Here is a 17,217-nt window from a genome sequence, read left to right as displayed (position 1 = left end):
GGCGTGCGCATTTCTTCTGCCCGGCACTCCGCCGCAGCATTCACCGCGACAGGGAGACTTGGCGGCCAGGGCAACCGCGCTATCCAGGGCCAGGGGTAGCGCCGTAGAAACTGCGCATTACTGCTGTAGCGCACCGATCCACCCGTCGCCGACCGCTCAGATCAGATAGCCACCGGAGCCGGCGGTCGGCGGTCGGCGGAGCACCAATACGCAATCGGATAAGCCCAGATCCAACCGCCCAAAACTCAGCAGTCGGGAAACGGCACCCAGTGCCGCGAAGCTCACGTCGAGCAACCGGCTGCGCGCCCGCAACCCCGTCTGCACCGGCCCTTCGTAGATCTCATCGTATGCGATTTCAAGATCATGCTGGGTGGCCCAGGCGCGCAGCCGTGCCGGAGCGATGCTCGCGCGAAAAAAGGTGGGAAATTGGTCCCATTCGTCAGTCCGACGTTTGTCGCCGACGATGTGCCGGTAGAAGAGCGCGTGCACGAAGAAGGGAGTGCACTTGGTGAGCATGCCTTTCAGCGACCAGAGGTGCGGGAAAGCGAGCACCAACCCGCCGCCCGGATTCAAGGCGGCGGTCATTCTGTCGAGTGCCGCAATCGGCGCAGGCAAATGCTCGATCACGTCCCAACAGAGAATCAGGTCGTAGCCCGACACGGGCACAGCCATAGTCTGCAGGTCTCCGAGGATCTTCTCGTCCAGCGCTGTGTTGCGATCAAGCTGCCGTTGTTCGATGTCAATGCCGACAAGTACGCGCCGATTTGGCAAGTCGACTCGGCTGAGCGAACCGCAACCGGCCTCCAGTACACGCGGTCGTTCGATGCCGTCCAGCACTTGGTCGACGACATCTTGAACGCGGGGATGCGGGTCTCCATGGCGTCCTCGCAACTGCCGGGGAAGGTTCAGCGCATTGACCACCGTCTCATTTTACGGCCCAAAACTTACCTTGCGGGCAAATTCATCGGACTTGGCCCTCCACGGAGAACAGAGGAGATCCGAGCTGCCCCTGTGCAATTCGCTCTCGCTAGGCTGACCGACTCGGTACGGCGGACTCGATCGTTCATGCCGCCATTTCACCGTATTGCCCATCGCCTATGAAGCAGAGCTGGAAAACTGCCGAAACCCATGCCAAGTCCCTCGAATAGCACTGCACACCTTCGGGATTCGACCCTCGCCCTCACGAAGCGCACGGGCAATGAGCCGCAATGACTCCACTGCACCGCGACCCGAGATCAGCCGGCGTCGTGCTATCCCGGTGTCGCGTGCGTAGACGAACCGATTGCGGGCTGCCCAGTAGTAGAAGAGCCGGCTCTGTCCGCAGCCCGACGAAGCCCCCACCGCATGCCACAGCCGCGCTGCCGGAACCACCCCCAGCCGGAGCCCTAGACCTCTGGCCTTCCAGGAGAACTCGGCGTCCTCCCAATAGAGGAAGTAGCCATCAGAAAAACCGCCGACCGCACGAAAAACAGAAGCTCGCATCATCGGCGCGGCACCCGTCACAAATTCGGTCTCAAACGCCTCCCGCGGCACAAGCGCGGTGGGGGCGCCGTACTGGCGGTGCGCCACCCGTATCGCGACTCGGTCAACATCACCCCCGCAGTACCAAATCCACTCTGTGCCACCGGCTCCGCTGAAGATGAGCGGAGAGATGACATCGAACTCGCCTACATCTAGTGCACTCTCGAGGCGTTCCAGACAGCCGGGCTCGAGTCGGGTATCGGGATTGAGGAGCCACAGCACGTCGGACGACTCGATCCCGTTCTGACCGGCCAACACATTCATACCCGCACCGAACCCGATGTTCTCGTTGTTGGCGTGGAGGGAAACCGAATCCAATCCGGACAGATTGTCGCGAAGTTCGCGAAAGTTCCCCGGCGCAGAGGCATTATCGAGCACGTGGACCGCCACCCTGCGTCCACGCGGTGTACGCGGCGGAAGCCGTCGCACCAGACTTGACGTCATCGCCGGCGTGTTGAAATGAACTGTCAGTACATGCAGCGTGCCATCGGCCGCGCTACTCATGGACCGCCACCCGGTCCGTCCTGATGAGCAGATCGCGCCATGCTGCGGCCGCCCGTTCCGAGTAACCCTCCGCAGAACGGATCTGCGACTCCCGAGCGGTCGTCGCCGCTGCCACAGCCTGCAGCCAGGAGTCTGGGTCAGTCCAGTTATCCACCGCGCCTGGAAAATTCGGCCCGAGGATCGTCGTCAGAAAACCCGTACACCGTCCGACGGTGGGCACACCAGCTTCGAGCGCACGCAGCGCCACTCCACTCTGAAAGTAGTGCTTGTAGGGAAGTAAGACTGCGGCGGCGGACCCGAGCAGATCAAGGAACTCGGTCTCACTGATGAAGCGGTTGACGACATTCCAGCCAGGTATAGGCGGCCATCCACGTCCGGCCACCGTGGGTGTCCAGCCGGCGGCTCGCAGGGCCGGCGCAATCACAGACATGACGTCCAGATCGCGTGCAGGCTTGTACTGACCGAGGACCAGAATGGAAGTCCGGCTTGCCGGCCCCCCCACCCGCTCCGGCACTCTCATCGGATGCGGCACCAGGTGGATGCGATCTGGACCAACGTGCCTGACCGCAGCATCGAACGCCTCGGGACTCATCGTGACCAGATGCGGCCATCGGGAACCCGATAGCCGAATGGCACTGGCCGCAGCAAGCGGGGTCAGCCCGTCCTGCCGAGCAACCGCTTCAGGATCATGCATCGCGATGAACGTCTGCTGCGTGCGATGGCGCCACAGCGACATTTCCCACCAACCGGTCAGGGGCCAGGCAACGACGTTGGGGGCTCCCGAATGAACGTATCGGCGAACATTGCGTACGTGAGCGCCGAGCGCCTGCACTTTTGCGAGACGGTTCGCGCCCACCTCCCCGTTACGAGAGGGCAGTCGGACGCACGCGATGCCGCCGGCGCCAAGCGATTCGGCCAAGCGTTCGACAAAATGTTCGGAGACGTTGTGCAGCGGACTGTAGATCCGTACGCAAGCGTTACCGAGCTCGCTCAACTGACCTTCGCCACTTTCGAAATCACTTCAGTTTCCCTGGCCTTCCGCACGTGCAACTCGTCGCGGACGTCTATTCTCGGCAGAATAGCAGCAGCGCGTCGACGGCAAGGCTGAATACGACTGTTGTGAGGGCAGGCTGCAATATTTCAAGCGTCCGTCAGGAGTGCGTATGAGGAGCACCGAAGAAATATTCACCGAGACCATCGCGGTCAAGCAGCGCATCCTCGGTGATCCTGTCTTGCTGGCGACCGTACATGCGGTTGAGGCTCGGATAATCGACCGCTATCGATCTGGCGGCCGCCTCTTCATATGCGGCAACGGAGGCAGCGCGGCCGATGCCCAACACTTCGCAGCCGAGCTAACGGGCCACTTCATCTTCGATCGGCCACCACTCGGAGCCGAAGCGCTACACGGAAATTCGTCGCACGTTACCGCCGTGGCGAACGACTACGACTACGACACGGTCTTCGCCCGCGCCCTTGAGGCGTCGGCGCGACGGGATGACACCCTGGTCGCCATCAGCACCTCCGGTGATTCTCCAAATGTGCTCCGAGCCGCGGAGAAGGCCCGAGAACTCGGTGTCAAAGTGGTGGCCATGACGGGGGCGACCGGCGGCAAACTCGCCGAATTCGCCGATTTCTTGATAAATGTCCCGTCGACCGATACTGGTCGCATTCAGGAATCACATATAGTGTTCATTCACGCCATTTCAGAACATGTCGAATACGCGCTCTTCGGATCACTTCAGCACAGCTGCTGAATATTCGATCGTCCGAGACATCGTTCGCGCTCGAACTGGCCGCGAATGGTGTCTGTTCATTGATCGAGACGGTGTCATCAACCGACAGATCGTGGGCGATTACGTACGCAGCTGGGCTGATTTCGAATGGTTGCCAGGGGCTGCGACCGCGGTGGGCGAGCTCTTGGAGTGGGCGCCTCACGTAGTGATAGCAACGAATCAACAAGGCATCAGCAAGGGGCTGATGTCCGTCGACGACGTCGCGGATATCCATCGGCATATCCGAGTGGCAACATGTCGTAATTCATTGGAAATAAACGCGTTTCAGGTGTGTCCTCATCTTGAGTCCGACCACTGCCCGTGCCGCAAGCCCCGGCCCGGACTTCTCCTGGAATGGCTGGATCACCACCCCGACGTCGATCCGACACTGAGTGTGATGGTCGGCGACGGTGCCAGTGATATTGCATTGGCCCAGAACGTCGCCACCCAGACTGGCGGATGCATCGGCATCCATATCGGGCCGCCGGCGGACTCGGCTGTTGGCGCCGCTGCCGTCTCCTTCAATTCACTCCGAGAATTTGCGTCAGCGGTAATATCTGTTGCAGAGGAACTCCGCTAGGGAGGAACAGAGCTCATGAAAAGAGTGCGTGGGCGCGCCCCATTGCGTTTGGGCTTGGGCGGCGGTGGCACCGATGTTGATCCGTACTCCTCGGAGTACGGCGGACGAATACTGAACGCGACGATCGACCGCTACGCATACGCGTTCGCGGAAGCTGGGTGCGGCGAACACATCGCCTTCCAGTCGCCGGATCGCGACTGTTCCGGCGAGGCCGACATCGCCGAGCTTGGTTGCCTTGAAGAGAAGTTCCCACTTCACGTCGCTGTGTACCGGCGCGTGATGGCCGAGTTCAACGGCGGGACACCGTTCTCGTTACGCCTCGCCACGCAAGTAGACGCCCCGCCAGGGTCTGGTCTAGGTTCGTCGTCCGCTCTCGTTGTGGCCATGCTGATCACTACCTGTGAGCTGATCGGTGTCACACCGGGTCCCTACGAGCTGGCACGGCTGGCGTGGGAAGTCGAACGGATCGATCTCGGGATGGCCGGCGGTTGGCAGGACCACTACGCGGCGGCATTCGGCGGGTTCAACTACATGGAGTCGCGACGTGGCGGGGAAGTGGTTGTGAATCCGCTACGCATTCGTCGTGAGGTCATCGCCGAACTGGAGGCATCATTGCTGTTGTACTTCGGCGGAGTGTCCAGACTGTCGTCTGAAGTGATTGCCGAGCAACAGAAGAACGTGGTCGATGGACACGAGGACGCGCTTGACGCGACCCACACCATCCGCGCCGAGGCGCTCGAGATGAAGGACCTATTGGTGGTTGGCGACATCCCAGGCTTCGCCGATTCGCTCTTGCGTGGGTGGGAGGCGAAAAAACGCTTGGCATCCCGCATTTCGAACTCCGATATTGAACGCGCCTACGAGGTCGCCGACTCACACGGCATGATTGCCGGCAAGGTGTCGGGCGCCGGCGGCGGCGGCTTTCTCATGATGATCGTCGAACCGCATCGCCGGATCGAAGTGGTGCGAGGGCTCGAGAAGGAATGCGGCGGCTCAGTAGCCCCATGTCTGTTCACCAAGAGCGGCGCGGTCACGTGGCGGATCCCCGAGCACAAGTAGCCAGCAATGTCCAACAATTCTCACCACCAAGAGCTACCGCTGACATGACCCTGATCAGCGACCGGGCCAAGTCACTCGGCCAAGTCATCATGCGCGCGAACAACCGGCGGCGGTTCCTTAGCAAGCTGCCCACGGGCGCTGAGGTGTTCGACATCGGGTGCGGCAACGATTCCCCATACCTCTTCAAGTCTATTCGCCCGGATATTCGCTACATCGGACTCGATGTCGCTGACTATCACGTCGATCATGACCCCAAAGAATATGCCGACCAGTACCTCGTCGTACCGCCGAGCGAGTTTCTCAGTGCGATCGAGCAGCGCGAAGGCGAGTTCGACGCGGTCGTGAGTTCACACAACCTCGAGCACTGCTCGGAGCCTGACGGCGTTGTCACAGCGATGGCGCGCGCGCTGCGACCCGATGGCCGCATCTATCTCGCATTCCCGGCTGCGGACACCGTGAACTTCCCGTCAAGAGACGGCACGCTGAACTTTTACGACGACGACACGCACGTGCAGCCACCGGACTATCGACGCGTCATCGGCTTGCTGACTGCTGCAGGCATAACGATTAACTTCGCGGCAGAGCGCTTCCGCCCCCCGAACTGGGTACTGGTTGGCCTCATCAACGAACCGCTTAGTCGCATTCGCAAGAAAGTGTTGCGCGGGACGTGGGCGTTGTACGGGTTCGAAACCGTGATCTGGGGAACCAAGTCGTGATCCTTCATCAGGTCCGCCAAACCTACGTGCAAATTCGGCCACGCTCGTACCCTGAATCTGCACCGGCCTCATAGAGTTCAGGCTGTGCCGGCCAACCCCGGTTGGGTCTGCAGCTTACGTCCAAACACAGCGAGGGCCCGTCCTCCCCATAGCGCTCGTGAAAGATACCGCTCGTGAAAGGCGCCTCCGTTTCGCGATGTATGTCCCCGACGAAGAGCGGCTGACCGCAAGCCCGCGTAGCACCCCCAACGGGGATTCGCCGACCTCAGAGCCCCTGTGTGCTGAATTCCCGGTCGACTACCGATCAACACAAGGGATCCGATGAGGTCGCGAGAACTAGCCCGATTTCTGTCGGACCACGCAGGCGCCGCGCGGTACCGCATGACAGGCAATGCGCTGGCGTTCGTGCACGAAACTCACCAGGAACTCCCGACCCAACCCGACTGCGGCAGCCGCACTCTAGTACTGTTCGCGCATTTCGACCTACAGGGCATTGTCGATCCCTACGTTGTCTACTATCTGGAAGCCCTGCACCGATTGAATGCAACGATCGTTTTCGTGTCCGGGTCACCGAGGATCACAGCTGATTCGGTTGCGTCTATTCGATCACTCTGCGCGGGTATATATACGCGTCGCACGCTGTCACTGGACTTCGGGTCATGGCATCTCGCGTGGAACATCCTCAAAGAATCCGCATGGACGCTTGGCCAGTTCGATCGCCTGGTCATAGCCAACGACAGCGTGTTTGGGCCGCTCTATCCCATCGAAGAGATGTGGGGCTCGTTCGACGGTGCCGATATGTACGGCGCCATCGAGAGCTTTGAACAAGTGCGGCACCTCCAATCATTCTTCCTGGCATGGGACCTCAACCGTCGCACACGTCCTTTCCTTGAAGATTTCTGGAACGGGTTCGAATACACAGTGAACAAGTGGGAGTTGATCAAGAAGTATGAACTGGGGTTATCCGTACGGGCACGCGAGGCAGGACTCGTCACAAAACCGTTCCTCTCCGCCGAAACCATCCAGAGAGCCCGACAGGAATCGGCCGAATTCGCTTACGCCCCGTGTTTCGTGGAGCGCGGCAACAGCACACTGTTCTTCTGGGACGGCCTGATCGAAAAGTTCCGATTCCCCTTCCTCAAAGCGTCATTGCCACGCCTCAACTATCCGTGGCATGACGCTTTGGCAGACCTCGACGAATTCATCGAAACACACACACCGTACCCAGCGAAGCTAATCCGCTCGAACGTCGAGAGGTTGGGCTTAGAACAAAATCGGTAACTGTGAATACAACGCTGGAACCTGGACAACAGGCGAGCATCACGAGGGCTACGAAACAACCGCTTCACCGCAGTGATAAGGAGTAGAAAAAGAACCGCGGCAAACCGGAGCAGGCTACGGCAACCTGCCGTAACAAGGCGCGAAAGGCGGTAGCATTCGATGGCCGACGATCAGGGAATCGGGACAGGACAGCACAGCATGACGGACACCCGCGAACAACAGCTATACATCGAGCTTCTCAAGCGCGTGCTGACCCGATACGGGTTCAGCGAAGGTGCCCTTCGGGAAGTTCGCCCGAGAAAGAAGATCTACTTTCATCCGCTGGCCAGAATACTGCGAAAACAAGGGTTCGTGCTGGCGCGCCCGGAGCCCTATGATCCGGTTCGGCGCGAATTAGGACGCGACTGGCCTGCGCACGCGGAGACGATGGTGGGATTGCGTAGGCTCGACAATCTACACGATTGCATTAGAAACATCGTCGACGACGGTGTTCCCGGCGATCTGGTCGAAACTGGGGTATGGCGCGGCGGATCCTCGATATTCATGAAGGGTGTCCTCACGACCTACGGCGAAAAGCGAGATATATGGCTGTGCGACTCATTCGAAGGCCTGCCACCTCCCGATGAGGTCAACTTTCCGCACGACGCTGGAATCCGCCTCGACCAAGCATCCTTCTTCTTAGGGGTGACCGAAGACGCCGTCAAGCGAAACTTCGAACGTTACGGTCTGCTCGACGACAACGTGCACTTTGTCAAAGGATGGTTCAAAGACACCCTAAACATGCTTCCCGTGGAGCAGATTTCGCTGCTCCGCTTGGATGGCGATCTCTATGAGTCGACGATTCAGGCACTTGATCCGCTCTATCCGAAGCTCTCGGTCGGTGGTTATTGCGTCATCGACGATTACGGCAACATCGAGGCGTGCCGGCGCGCTGTTCATGACTATCGGTCCGCGCATGGTATCCAGGATGAGATCATCGACATTGACGGCTATGGCGCCTTTTGGCGCAAGACCTTGTGACGAGCGGCAGTCACCCGGTGAGGGTGTTGAGGAAATCAGTCGCTGACTGGAATGCGGAGAGTACGCTGCGGAGTCGGCCCGCACACAGCGGGCGCGCACCGCGCCAAACACGCGTCCCACGCTCATTTGGCTGCGCATCAACCAATTCCGCCCGTCCACCGCAACCGTTGGCGCGGCGTAGCCACCGTCAGGTGGCGACCTCGGTCGCGCGCCCGCCGAGGCGACGGCCAATCTCCGACAACTCGTCATACAAAGTGCGATGGCACAACCGCACGACGAGCACGCCGGCGGCCACGCTGAGCGCAGCCCCAACAACCAGCACGCCGATACCTTCGCTCGGTACGAACCGCGCGGTGGCGAGATATACCGCTACCATCCACGCTCCCGCGTGAACGGCAGGTACAAGCGACAAAATTTGAGCTCGTACCGGCATATGCAAGACCCGCTTTCGGATGATCCACTCGATCGGAAGCAAGAGGCCGGTCGCGGTTGAAAGACCAACAGCAACGCCGAAGACCCCAAAGGGTAAACCGGCAAGAATCCCTACGGTCGTGACGGCAGTGACCAATAGAGCATATCGAAGCGCGAACGTCGCTCTTCCAAATCCAAGCAGTAGCGATGCGGTCGAGCATTTGTAGACCGCCTGCACCGCACCCGCCAAAGTCATGACCTGAATAATTGGTACCGCGGAACGCCACTGCGGCCCGAAGAAGATGGCGATCCATTGAGGCGCGGCCACCGCCACGAGCGCCATAGCCGGTACGAAAAGTATGGCCAGCGCGCGTATGGTTCGGGTCATTTGAATGCCCGCACCCGCGGTGTCGCTGGTCATCCGAGAAAATCCGGATAGCAGCACGGGTCCCACGCTGGCTGTCGCCAGCGAGACGGGCAGCATCAGCAACCGGTAGGCTAGAGCGTAATTCGCGAGAGCAATCGGCCCCCAACGCCATCCGATCAGGACATTGTCCACGTTCGTCGCGACAGAGTTCAACAGCACACCGGTCGCAGATGCTCGCCACGAGAACCCGAATAGTTCCAGCACGTGGCGCATGCGCAGATTCGGCCTATACGCCACACCCAGAACACTAATAACTAGTAAGCCGATGAGGTCGGTACTGATTAGTTGGATGACTACCGCCCACGCATTGTGCCAGATCAGCGCTGCTACCAACCCGAGTGCTCCGCCAGAGATCACTCCCAGCGTATCGACGACAGCGATGGTTCGAAACTGCATAGTCCGGATGAGCATCGCCCGCGGGGTGATGGCTGCAGACCGAATCACCAATTCGATCGACAGGACAGCCAACATGGGTCCGAGCGCCGGAGTATTCATGAATGAAGCCCACAGCGGAGAAATGGCAGCAGTCGCGGCAGTGAGAATTGTGCCGATTGCCAAGTTGATGGAGACGGTCGCGCCGGGCATTTCGGGCGGGAGCGACGGACGCTGAATCAACGCCGCCGAGAACCCCTGGTCAACCAAGATGCAGACGATGGCAATCAGGACTGTGGTTTGCGCCGCTACCCCGTATTCGTGGGGCCCAAGCAGACGTGCCAGCAGGACTGTGAAGATCAGACGAGAGCCTTCGCGCCCGAACATCGAGATGATGCTCCACCGCATTCCGGCACCCAGGCCGCCTGTAGCCGTCATTTCAGCAGATCACTGTCGTGAAGCCCATAGGTGCATTCGGCCGAGGCTACTCAACCGGACCTGGCCCCAGGGCCTCAGGAGAATCGGATCGCCGGAAGACACTCGCGCGGTCGCAGATAGCCTGGAATGTTTCAAACTCAATCACCGCGTGACATCCCTCGAATGACTGCGGACATAGATTTGCGACCGGAGCCGCGCAGTCGACTTCAGTTTTGGTTGAGTGTTGATCAAGCGCTCAGTATTTGGCGATTCTTCCGGAAGAACCGGCGTTTGAAAATCTGGATGCGGTCCGTCCAGACTGACTATCACTTCAGCTAGATCTGCCTGATTGCGAGTGAGCACAGCATTCGCGGGAGGCCGCGCAATGCGGCGTACCTTGGCAGTGGAATCCAATTTGGGTTCCGTCACATCAAGTCCAGATTCCGCGCAGAACTCAAGTAATTTTCCGAACCAAATATCTGGTTGTTCAGTCAGCTGCGCGTAGTCGGCAAATAACACTGGATGCCCCGCCGCAGTAGTAAGCATATGGCGAGAATGACGCTCCCAAATCGCCAGGCATAGCTCCATACTCAACCCGTCCCGCCGCGAAATACTCGCGGCTACGCCCAACGGGTCGCGGTAAGGGAGTAGTAGCGGTTCAATACCGAGCACTCGATCCCAGAATGGCAGCAAGACCGTTAGACGCGGGTCTTTCCAAACCCAACCCCCTTGGCCTCCGAAAGCGTTACGAAATATCTGTCTCGCGCGACTGGTGCAGCTGCCGATGGAGGCAAGGTTTTTGGACTTGTTGCGCTCAGCAGGGCACGGCGTCCACCAATTCTGACTCGTGGCGGAAAGAAGACGGTCGTTGAATTCGACAAGACTCGCACTTTCCCAATATCCGTCCGGGTTCCATTCGTTGCCACTCATCATGTCCGCGCCGCGCGGAGGACGGAGCCCAGCTTGTTCGGCTAACGCCGCCGCCGTGGAAGTACCACTCCTGCCGACGCCGGCAATTATCAGCCCAGCCACCATCTGTAAACCTCATCGATAGTGCCCAATCGGAGCAGCCGATAGCCGGATCAGGACCACGGATATGACCAGTACCTGGTAGGCCGTTAGATTACCGATCTAACGGCCAACCTGCGCCGGTTTTCAGAGAAATTACTATCAGACGCCGACCAAGCCGGGCCAACTCACGGGGCTACTCGGGGACTCGCTGCCCTCGACGCAGAAAAGTTGTGCTACAACACCATTGAATGCCTTGCCATCACGATCCGCACAGCTCATTGCCCCAATGTCATCGCCGCCAATCAAGTTGAAACCCATCATCGCCGCGAGGAAAAGCGCGCTAGCCTCTTCGCGTTGGGCTGAGGCCGCACTAAGATTTGCGCCGGATTGCCTGTGCGCTGCCAATTAGTTGAGAACTTCACCCGTTAGCGGCCACTATCAGTTAATCGTTAGGTATTCTTCGTACCGTGACCTCCCGGTGGAGCGAATCGCAGCGCGATGTTTGGGCAGCCTATGCCGAAAAGGGGGCGGCCTACTTTGGGAGTGAGCGGGCCGACTACGTCGCTGAGCTCCCGCCAGGTGCGAATGTGCTCGAGATTGGGTGCGGCTCCGGCGCGACCGGAGCGTCGGCACTCTCGTTGGGTCGGGCTGCGAGCTACTGCGGCGTCGAGCTGGAGCCGTCGGTCGGAACGGACGCGGCAGCCAAGCTAACCGAGGTAATCGTCGGAGACGTAGAGGCTATCGACCTGCCATGGTCGCCGGCATCGTTCGACGCGCTGATCCTGAGCGAGGTTCTTGAGCACCTGCGTGATCCATGGGCCACGTTGCGGAAGCTGCGGCCGCTGCTGAAGTCCGGAGCCCTCGTTTTCGCAAGCTCACCGAACGTCGCCCACCAACGGATAATCCGAATGCTGATCGCGGGCGACTGGCGCCTCGAAAGCGAAGGCCCCATGGACGCGACGCACCTGCGGTGGTTCACTCCATCGTCGTACGCCGCGATGTTCACTGAGTGCGGCTTCGTCGTTGACACCGTCCAACCGCTTTCGCCTCTGACGACAAAGCAGCGGATGATCACCGCGTTTACCCGGAGGCCATATCTCTTCTGGTGGCAGATCGACTTGCGCGCACACGTTCCATCGTGATGTCGTGCTGCCGCCCTCGTCGGGTCGGCTGATCGCCGGGAGCCAAGGGCTTCGAGCGGCCGCGCCGTGACCAACACGGCGAGTGCGCTGGCGTCGGGCCGTCCACTGTCGACAGCATAGCCCGTGCAGCGGATATATCGCTCGCTCATACACCGATCGGTGTCGATGCGTATCGCTGCGATGACAGCGACAGGCTCGTTCAAGCTAGTCGAATGTGACTGAGCCGCAAGGTATGCAGCGGCCTGACACGCCTGCTAGGTATTAGGTCCGCCAGCAGTTCGCCCTGGATCCCGTAGACGAAGGCCCGGCCCTGCGCCAATTACTAAACCAAGGGCGAAGACTCGACGTTAGACGGCCCCTTCACAGCCCTTCAGTGGGAACCACTCAGGATGCGATGCCTTCATCTGAACGCAGATGTCGGGGTTTGCGCGAAGCCATGCCTCCTGAGCCGCTGCCTTCTTTGCGGCGCGGCCGACTGGACTGCCCGCTGAGTTACCAGCCTCTGTTGCGGATGCGACAGTCGCGTTGCAATCCAGCGATAGGAGCAACTTGGCCGGGGTGTTTACCGCACCGAAATGCGAGGCCGGCCGAAGCACCTGATTTACGACAATGCAGTCGTTCCGCGCCAGCTCTGTGCCGATGGTCGTCGAGACCTCGAATGGAAATTTCCACTTCGACAACGCCCCTGAGGCCTCGCCATATGTTTTGCCGACCATCGACGGCACAGTTGCACCAGCAGGCCCAGCACCGGCCCACGCACCGCCCAAAATAAACAAAGCTATTGCGTAACTGCGAATTTTGGCCACGATGCCTCCTAGAGAGCCTTGAATGAAATGTGCGTGCAATCGCTCGGCGTTCGGATCGCTACATCGCTAGTCGCCGCGGACTGACCTGACTGGGAACGGGGATACTCAGCGTCGAAGAACGGCCGGCAATGGAATGGACCCTGGCATGCGCAGTCGCGCCGTGCGTCTCCATCACGGTGCGCATAGCAGTGTCATAGCTGCGACTTACCTGCGCCCACGCATAGTGCTGTGCGGCGCGCTGCACGCCGGCGCTTGACTCTTGCTCCCGCGCCGCGCGATTGTCCATCAGATGAAGCACCGTCTTGGCGATCAGCTCCGGGTCATCCGAGACAAACTCACCGGCCGACCCGAGCACCTCCCGGTTGTAATCAGTATCGCGCGCCAGGATGGGGGCACCGGCGGCCATAGCCTGCACCAATGCCGGGTTGGTCCCACCGACGCTATGCCCATGGAAATAGAGACCCGCATGCTGCCACAGCGCGAGCAGCAATTGTTCGTCGTGGACATGCCCAAGCCAGGTCACGGAAGGATGGACAGCCAGCCGTCGTGCAGTGTCGTCCAACTCACCGCCATATCCGGAGCTGCCCACGATCACCACCGGGTACCGCTCAGCAATCACAGGGACCGCTTCAAAGAACTGCGACACGGTGTTTTCGGGCACGAATCGTGTTACGACAAGGACATATTCGCGGCGTTCCACCCCCTCCGGAACTGGCAAATCTGCGGCGATATCGCCCCCGTATGGAATGAATGTCCCGTCGGCACCGAACGTTTCTTTCCAATACTGCGCGATCCTGCGCGCATCGAAAACTAAGCCGTCCGCCCATTTCGCCGTACACACGGCCGCTTTTCTGTAGACCTTCTTGGCCACCGGACTCCACTTGTCGCGCTCCCACTCCAGTCCGTCGACATTCACCAGGGTCGGGATGCCGCGCGCACGAAGAATTGGCAGAAAGTATCCATTCGCGCAATTCATGATCAGCGCAACATCCGGCTTGCGCGCTGCCGCATCCAGCGCAGCCGTCAGTCCGTGCGACAACGTGCTCAGCTTCTGGGTCTCCAGACCCCAGGTGATTCTCCGTTCGATGCGCGCGTCGAGCATGAGGTCGTCCGGCTTCGTGGCACCGCGCCTGCCGTACACCGTGACGTCCCAGCCCATATCAGCGAGGTCCGGCGCAATTTTTCGGACCGCCGTCTCAAACCCCCCGTAATAGCTGGGGTAACCGCGTGTTCCGATAATCGCGACTGAAGACATCAGGCCCCCGATCTAGACCGAATACCCACGACGACTAAAACGACTTCTAATGCTCAACTCATAGAGCTCATATGGAAGCCATGGATGATGCCGATGCTACGACTACAAGCATCTGACCGATGCGATTTCGCGAAGCTTTTTGTCAAAACGTCAATATTGATCTTGAATGTATTACCTAGCTTTATTAAGCATTTCAACGAAGAGCAATCATCGGTCCATTAACATTCCGGTTTCACAATCACGCCACATCGCGCATCGGCCGATGCACGCTCATTTACCCATGCGTTAAATAGCCGCTGGTCAGGTGCACTGGGCCGCTTTGCCGCCAACCGCGCAGCCCGGTCAGCCCCGTTCAGCCGCTGGCCGCGAAGGAGTGACCGGTCCAGCCACCAGCAACGGTTTGGCACGATCCCCTCACCTGATCGATCGTCCGGTCCCTGCCCAAGCGCCGTGACGGCCACCGAGGTTCGAAGCGTCACAGTCGATAACGTCGACACGTATCCCGCAGGCCGGTCGACTTCGATCGGCATACGCCGAAGTCTGTTCACTGCGCCTTAGAAGAGGCCGTTCGACCGCCAGCAAGATCCCGGCCGCCTGCTCGCGCATAAGTCGAACGCAGCCACCCAAGACACGGGCATACCAACCGCCGGCGACGAGGACTGCCCCGACACCAGCGCACCACTCTGGATCGTCCCGGAGCGAACGCTGATTACATCAGGTACTGACCGTTGAACCACAGTCACCGCTCAACAACACGCCACTGCTTGTGCGTGGCCCATTTCTGGCCGTCGATCGGCAGCCGATCCCGCGCCTTCAAAAATGGGCTTTCGATGAACCGCCAGGACAATAATGCGGCGACAAATGTCAACGGAACACCGATAATGCCGAGCGGTATGGGATCCGCGACTCCGAAACGGAATCGAAGGACCATGTATATCGGGTAATGCCAAATATAGAGCCCATAGCAGATGCGACCCAGGAATACCAACGGCGGCGAACGAAATACGTGATGAGGAAGCGTCTGTTCCGGGAGCACCAACGCGGCAATCAAGCATGCCGAAGCCAACGTGAAGAATACCGAGATTCCCGCGTACATCGCACGATTGTGCTGATCCATCGTGAATCCGCCAACGACCAGTACGACCAGGGAAGGGACAGCCAGGTACTTTGCGGTGCGCTGAAGCGCTGCGCTCTGGCGCACCGCGGGAATAGCCATCGCAACACCCAGCGCGCAACCCATCAGGAGAGCGTCGCCGCGCATGTCGGTTCCGTTGAACAAGCGAGCCTCGGACGCACCGTGAAAGGTGGTCCAACTACGCCAGCTCGCAGAGCCGACTGCAACGAGTACCAGCAGCGCGACGAGCCGCATCCGGAGTCCGATGGCCTTCAGCAACAGCGCGAGTACGACAGGCCACACCAGGTAGAACTGCTCCTCCACGGCCAGCGACCAAGTATGGCCGAGAAATTCGGGCATCGGAACCTCGAACGCTCTGGTCCAGTTCGATACATAAGTAGCTGCCACCGCAGCTTGAGTAAGTTGTCCACGGAAATCGAAGAGCACTAAGTACGCGACAACGACAAATGTAGCAATCATCGCGTAATTGGCGGGGAATAGCCGAAGAACGCGTCGCAGGTAGAAATTGCCAAAACCGACGCTCCCGGTCTTTGTCCACCGTTTAAGCAGTAGCGACGTGATCAGATAGGCGCTCATCACGAAGAACATATCCATGTACAGAAAGGCGCCAGGGCACCAAGCGAAATTCAGGTGCGCAACCAGAACACAGAGCGTAGCGGTACCGCGCAAGCCGTCGAGACCGGGGTTGTAGCCGAGCGGATACCGACTCGGATCGTAACGGAGCCATTCAGGAAGAAATGTCATTCGTCGCCCCCCGAACGGACAGCGCGGTCAGCTGGCTGCACATACAGGAAACGCATGTTGACACCCCGTGGGCCTCGCATCAACGCCCTGAGGCACTCACTGCATCACGTGGCAGACACAATTCTCGGTCAAGGAGATCGAGCAGGTACCACCCATAGCCGGATTTCACCTGACGCTCCGCGCGCTCGCGGAGCTCATCATCGGTGAGGAAACCCTGTCGCCACGCGATCTCCTCTGGCACACCGATTTTCAATCCGCTACGCCGTTCCATAGTGCGCACAAAGTCTGCAGCGTCTGTCATACTGTCGACCGTGCCCGTGTCGAGCCACACCGTGCCACGGGGCAGCACCTCAACATGTAGCCGGCCCTGCTCCAGGTATCTGCGGTTGACGTCGGTGATCTCATACTCCCCCCGCGCGCTGGGCCGCAAATGCCGCGCGATCTCGACGACATCGTTGTCATAGAAATACAAGCCGGGAATCGCATAGTTGCTCTTGGCGATCTTGGGCTTCTCTTCCAACGATATGGCGATGCCCTGATCGTCGAATTCCACGACTCCGTATTGACTGGGTTCCGCCACCCGGTAGGCAAATATCGCCCCGCCATCGATCTCGTTGAAATCCTGGAGTTGCGTACCCAGTCCCGGGCCATACAAGAGGTTGTCACCCAGTATCAACGCGACTTTCCCGGACCCAATGAAGTCAGCACCTATGGAGAACGCCTGCGCAAGCCCCTCCGGCGATGGCTGCTGCGCATACGTGATCGACACGCCGAACCGTGAGCCGTCGCCCAGCAGTCGCTCGAAACTGGGTGCATCGAACGGCGTGGTGATGACGAGAATGTCGCGGATGCGCGCCAAGAGCAGCGTAGAGAGCGGGTAGTAGACCATCGGCTTGTCATAAACCGGTATCAACTGCTTGGACACACCCAAGGTGATCGGATGCAGCCTCGTACCCGAGCCTCCCGCTAGGATGATGCCCTTCATGGGCCTATCGTGGCACGCAGAAATCGCGCGCACACGGTTATTGACGTTTGCGTTAGGGC

16 protein-coding genes are annotated in these 17,217 nt (G+C 59.7%); 7 read left to right on the top strand and 9 right to left on the bottom strand.

All coding sequences use genetic code 11. The features are described 5' to 3' along the window. Positions 1-156: 156 nt before the first annotated feature. The 3 genes from ACX12F_RS01310 to ACX12F_RS01300 all read right to left on the bottom strand — a co-directional run bounded on the left by ACX12F_RS01310 (position 157) and on the right by ACX12F_RS01300 (position 3,019). On the bottom strand, positions 157-921 hold the full coding sequence (locus ACX12F_RS01310) for a class I SAM-dependent methyltransferase (protein WP_459367922.1): 765 nt from the start codon (positions 919-921) through the stop codon (positions 157-159). Between the two features lie 174 nt (positions 922-1,095). Next, a complete protein-coding gene (locus tag ACX12F_RS01305) occupies positions 1,096-2,025 on the bottom strand; it encodes a glycosyltransferase family protein (protein ID WP_459367921.1) in 930 nt (309 codons plus the stop codon). Further along, a complete protein-coding gene (locus ACX12F_RS01300; protein WP_459367920.1) occupies positions 2,018-3,019 on the bottom strand; it encodes a glycosyltransferase in 1,002 nt (333 codons plus the stop codon). The genes ACX12F_RS01305 and ACX12F_RS01300 overlap by 8 nt, the downstream gene beginning before the upstream one ends. A gap of 169 nt (positions 3,020-3,188) precedes the next feature. On the opposite strand from ACX12F_RS01300, the gene ACX12F_RS01295 reads away from it, so the two are divergent. From ACX12F_RS01295 to ACX12F_RS01270, 6 genes are all read left to right on the top strand, one after another. Continuing rightward, entirely contained in the window at positions 3,189-3,779 is a 591-nt protein-coding gene (locus ACX12F_RS01295; protein ID WP_459367919.1) for a D-sedoheptulose 7-phosphate isomerase, read from the top strand. 19 nt (positions 3,780-3,798) lie between these two features. Further along, positions 3,799-4,377, top strand: coding sequence for a D-glycero-alpha-D-manno-heptose-1,7-bisphosphate 7-phosphatase (locus tag ACX12F_RS01290; RefSeq protein ID WP_459370206.1), 579 nt, complete (start codon positions 3,799-3,801; stop codon positions 4,375-4,377). A gap of 15 nt (positions 4,378-4,392) precedes the next feature. Then, entirely contained in the window at positions 4,393-5,436 is a 1,044-nt protein-coding gene (locus tag ACX12F_RS01285; protein ID WP_459367918.1) for a GHMP family kinase ATP-binding protein, read from the top strand. Between the two features lie 44 nt (positions 5,437-5,480). After that, complete coding sequence (locus ACX12F_RS01280; RefSeq protein WP_459367917.1) at positions 5,481-6,152, top strand: class I SAM-dependent methyltransferase; 672 nt, start codon at positions 5,481-5,483, stop codon at positions 6,150-6,152. A 381-nt stretch (positions 6,153-6,533) separates the two neighbouring features. After that, positions 6,534-7,433, top strand: a complete 900-nt coding sequence (locus ACX12F_RS01275; protein WP_459367916.1) for a rhamnan synthesis F family protein — start codon at positions 6,534-6,536, stop codon at positions 7,431-7,433. 159 nt (positions 7,434-7,592) lie between these two features. Next, positions 7,593-8,453, top strand: a complete 861-nt coding sequence (locus tag ACX12F_RS01270) for a TylF/MycF/NovP-related O-methyltransferase (protein ID WP_459367915.1) — start codon at positions 7,593-7,595, stop codon at positions 8,451-8,453. 187 nt (positions 8,454-8,640) lie between these two features. Here ACX12F_RS01270 and ACX12F_RS01265 read toward each other — a convergent pair whose 3' ends face one another. Together ACX12F_RS01265 and ACX12F_RS01260 are read right to left on the bottom strand one after the other, a co-directional pair. Next, positions 8,641-10,101, bottom strand: a complete 1,461-nt coding sequence (locus ACX12F_RS01265) for a lipopolysaccharide biosynthesis protein (RefSeq protein WP_459367914.1) — start codon at positions 10,099-10,101, stop codon at positions 8,641-8,643. A 141-nt stretch (positions 10,102-10,242) separates the two neighbouring features. Continuing rightward, a complete protein-coding gene (locus ACX12F_RS01260; protein ID WP_459367913.1) occupies positions 10,243-11,115 on the bottom strand; it encodes a sulfotransferase family protein in 873 nt (290 codons plus the stop codon). Positions 11,116-11,558: 443 nt separating this feature from the next. On the opposite strand from ACX12F_RS01260, the gene ACX12F_RS01255 reads away from it, so the two are divergent. Then, the gene (locus ACX12F_RS01255) at positions 11,559-12,233 is read left to right on the top strand and encodes a class I SAM-dependent methyltransferase (RefSeq protein WP_459367912.1); all 675 of its coding nucleotides are present in this window, start codon (positions 11,559-11,561) and stop codon (positions 12,231-12,233) included. 347 nt (positions 12,234-12,580) lie between these two features. Here ACX12F_RS01255 and ACX12F_RS01250 read toward each other — a convergent pair whose 3' ends face one another. The 4 genes from ACX12F_RS01250 to rfbA form a co-directional block, all read right to left on the bottom strand. Further along, positions 12,581-13,039 (bottom strand): hypothetical protein, encoded by a 459-nt coding sequence (locus ACX12F_RS01250; RefSeq protein WP_459367911.1) that lies wholly within the window; start codon positions 13,037-13,039, stop codon positions 12,581-12,583. Between the two features lie 58 nt (positions 13,040-13,097). Next, entirely contained in the window at positions 13,098-14,294 is a 1,197-nt protein-coding gene (locus tag ACX12F_RS01245) for a DUF1972 domain-containing protein (RefSeq protein WP_459367910.1), read from the bottom strand. 739 nt (positions 14,295-15,033) lie between these two features. After that, on the bottom strand, positions 15,034-16,173 hold the full coding sequence (locus ACX12F_RS01240) for an acyltransferase family protein (RefSeq protein WP_459367909.1): 1,140 nt from the start codon (positions 16,171-16,173) through the stop codon (positions 15,034-15,036). 79 nt (positions 16,174-16,252) lie between these two features. Then, a complete protein-coding gene (rfbA, locus tag ACX12F_RS01235; RefSeq protein ID WP_459367908.1) occupies positions 16,253-17,158 on the bottom strand; it encodes a glucose-1-phosphate thymidylyltransferase RfbA in 906 nt (301 codons plus the stop codon). Between the last annotated feature and the right edge of the window lie 59 nt (positions 17,159-17,217).

This window comes from Mycolicibacterium sp. HS_4_1, assembly GCF_054515875.1.
Note: the sequence above shows the minus strand (reverse complement) of the source record. Positions and strands in the feature narration are given on the sequence as shown.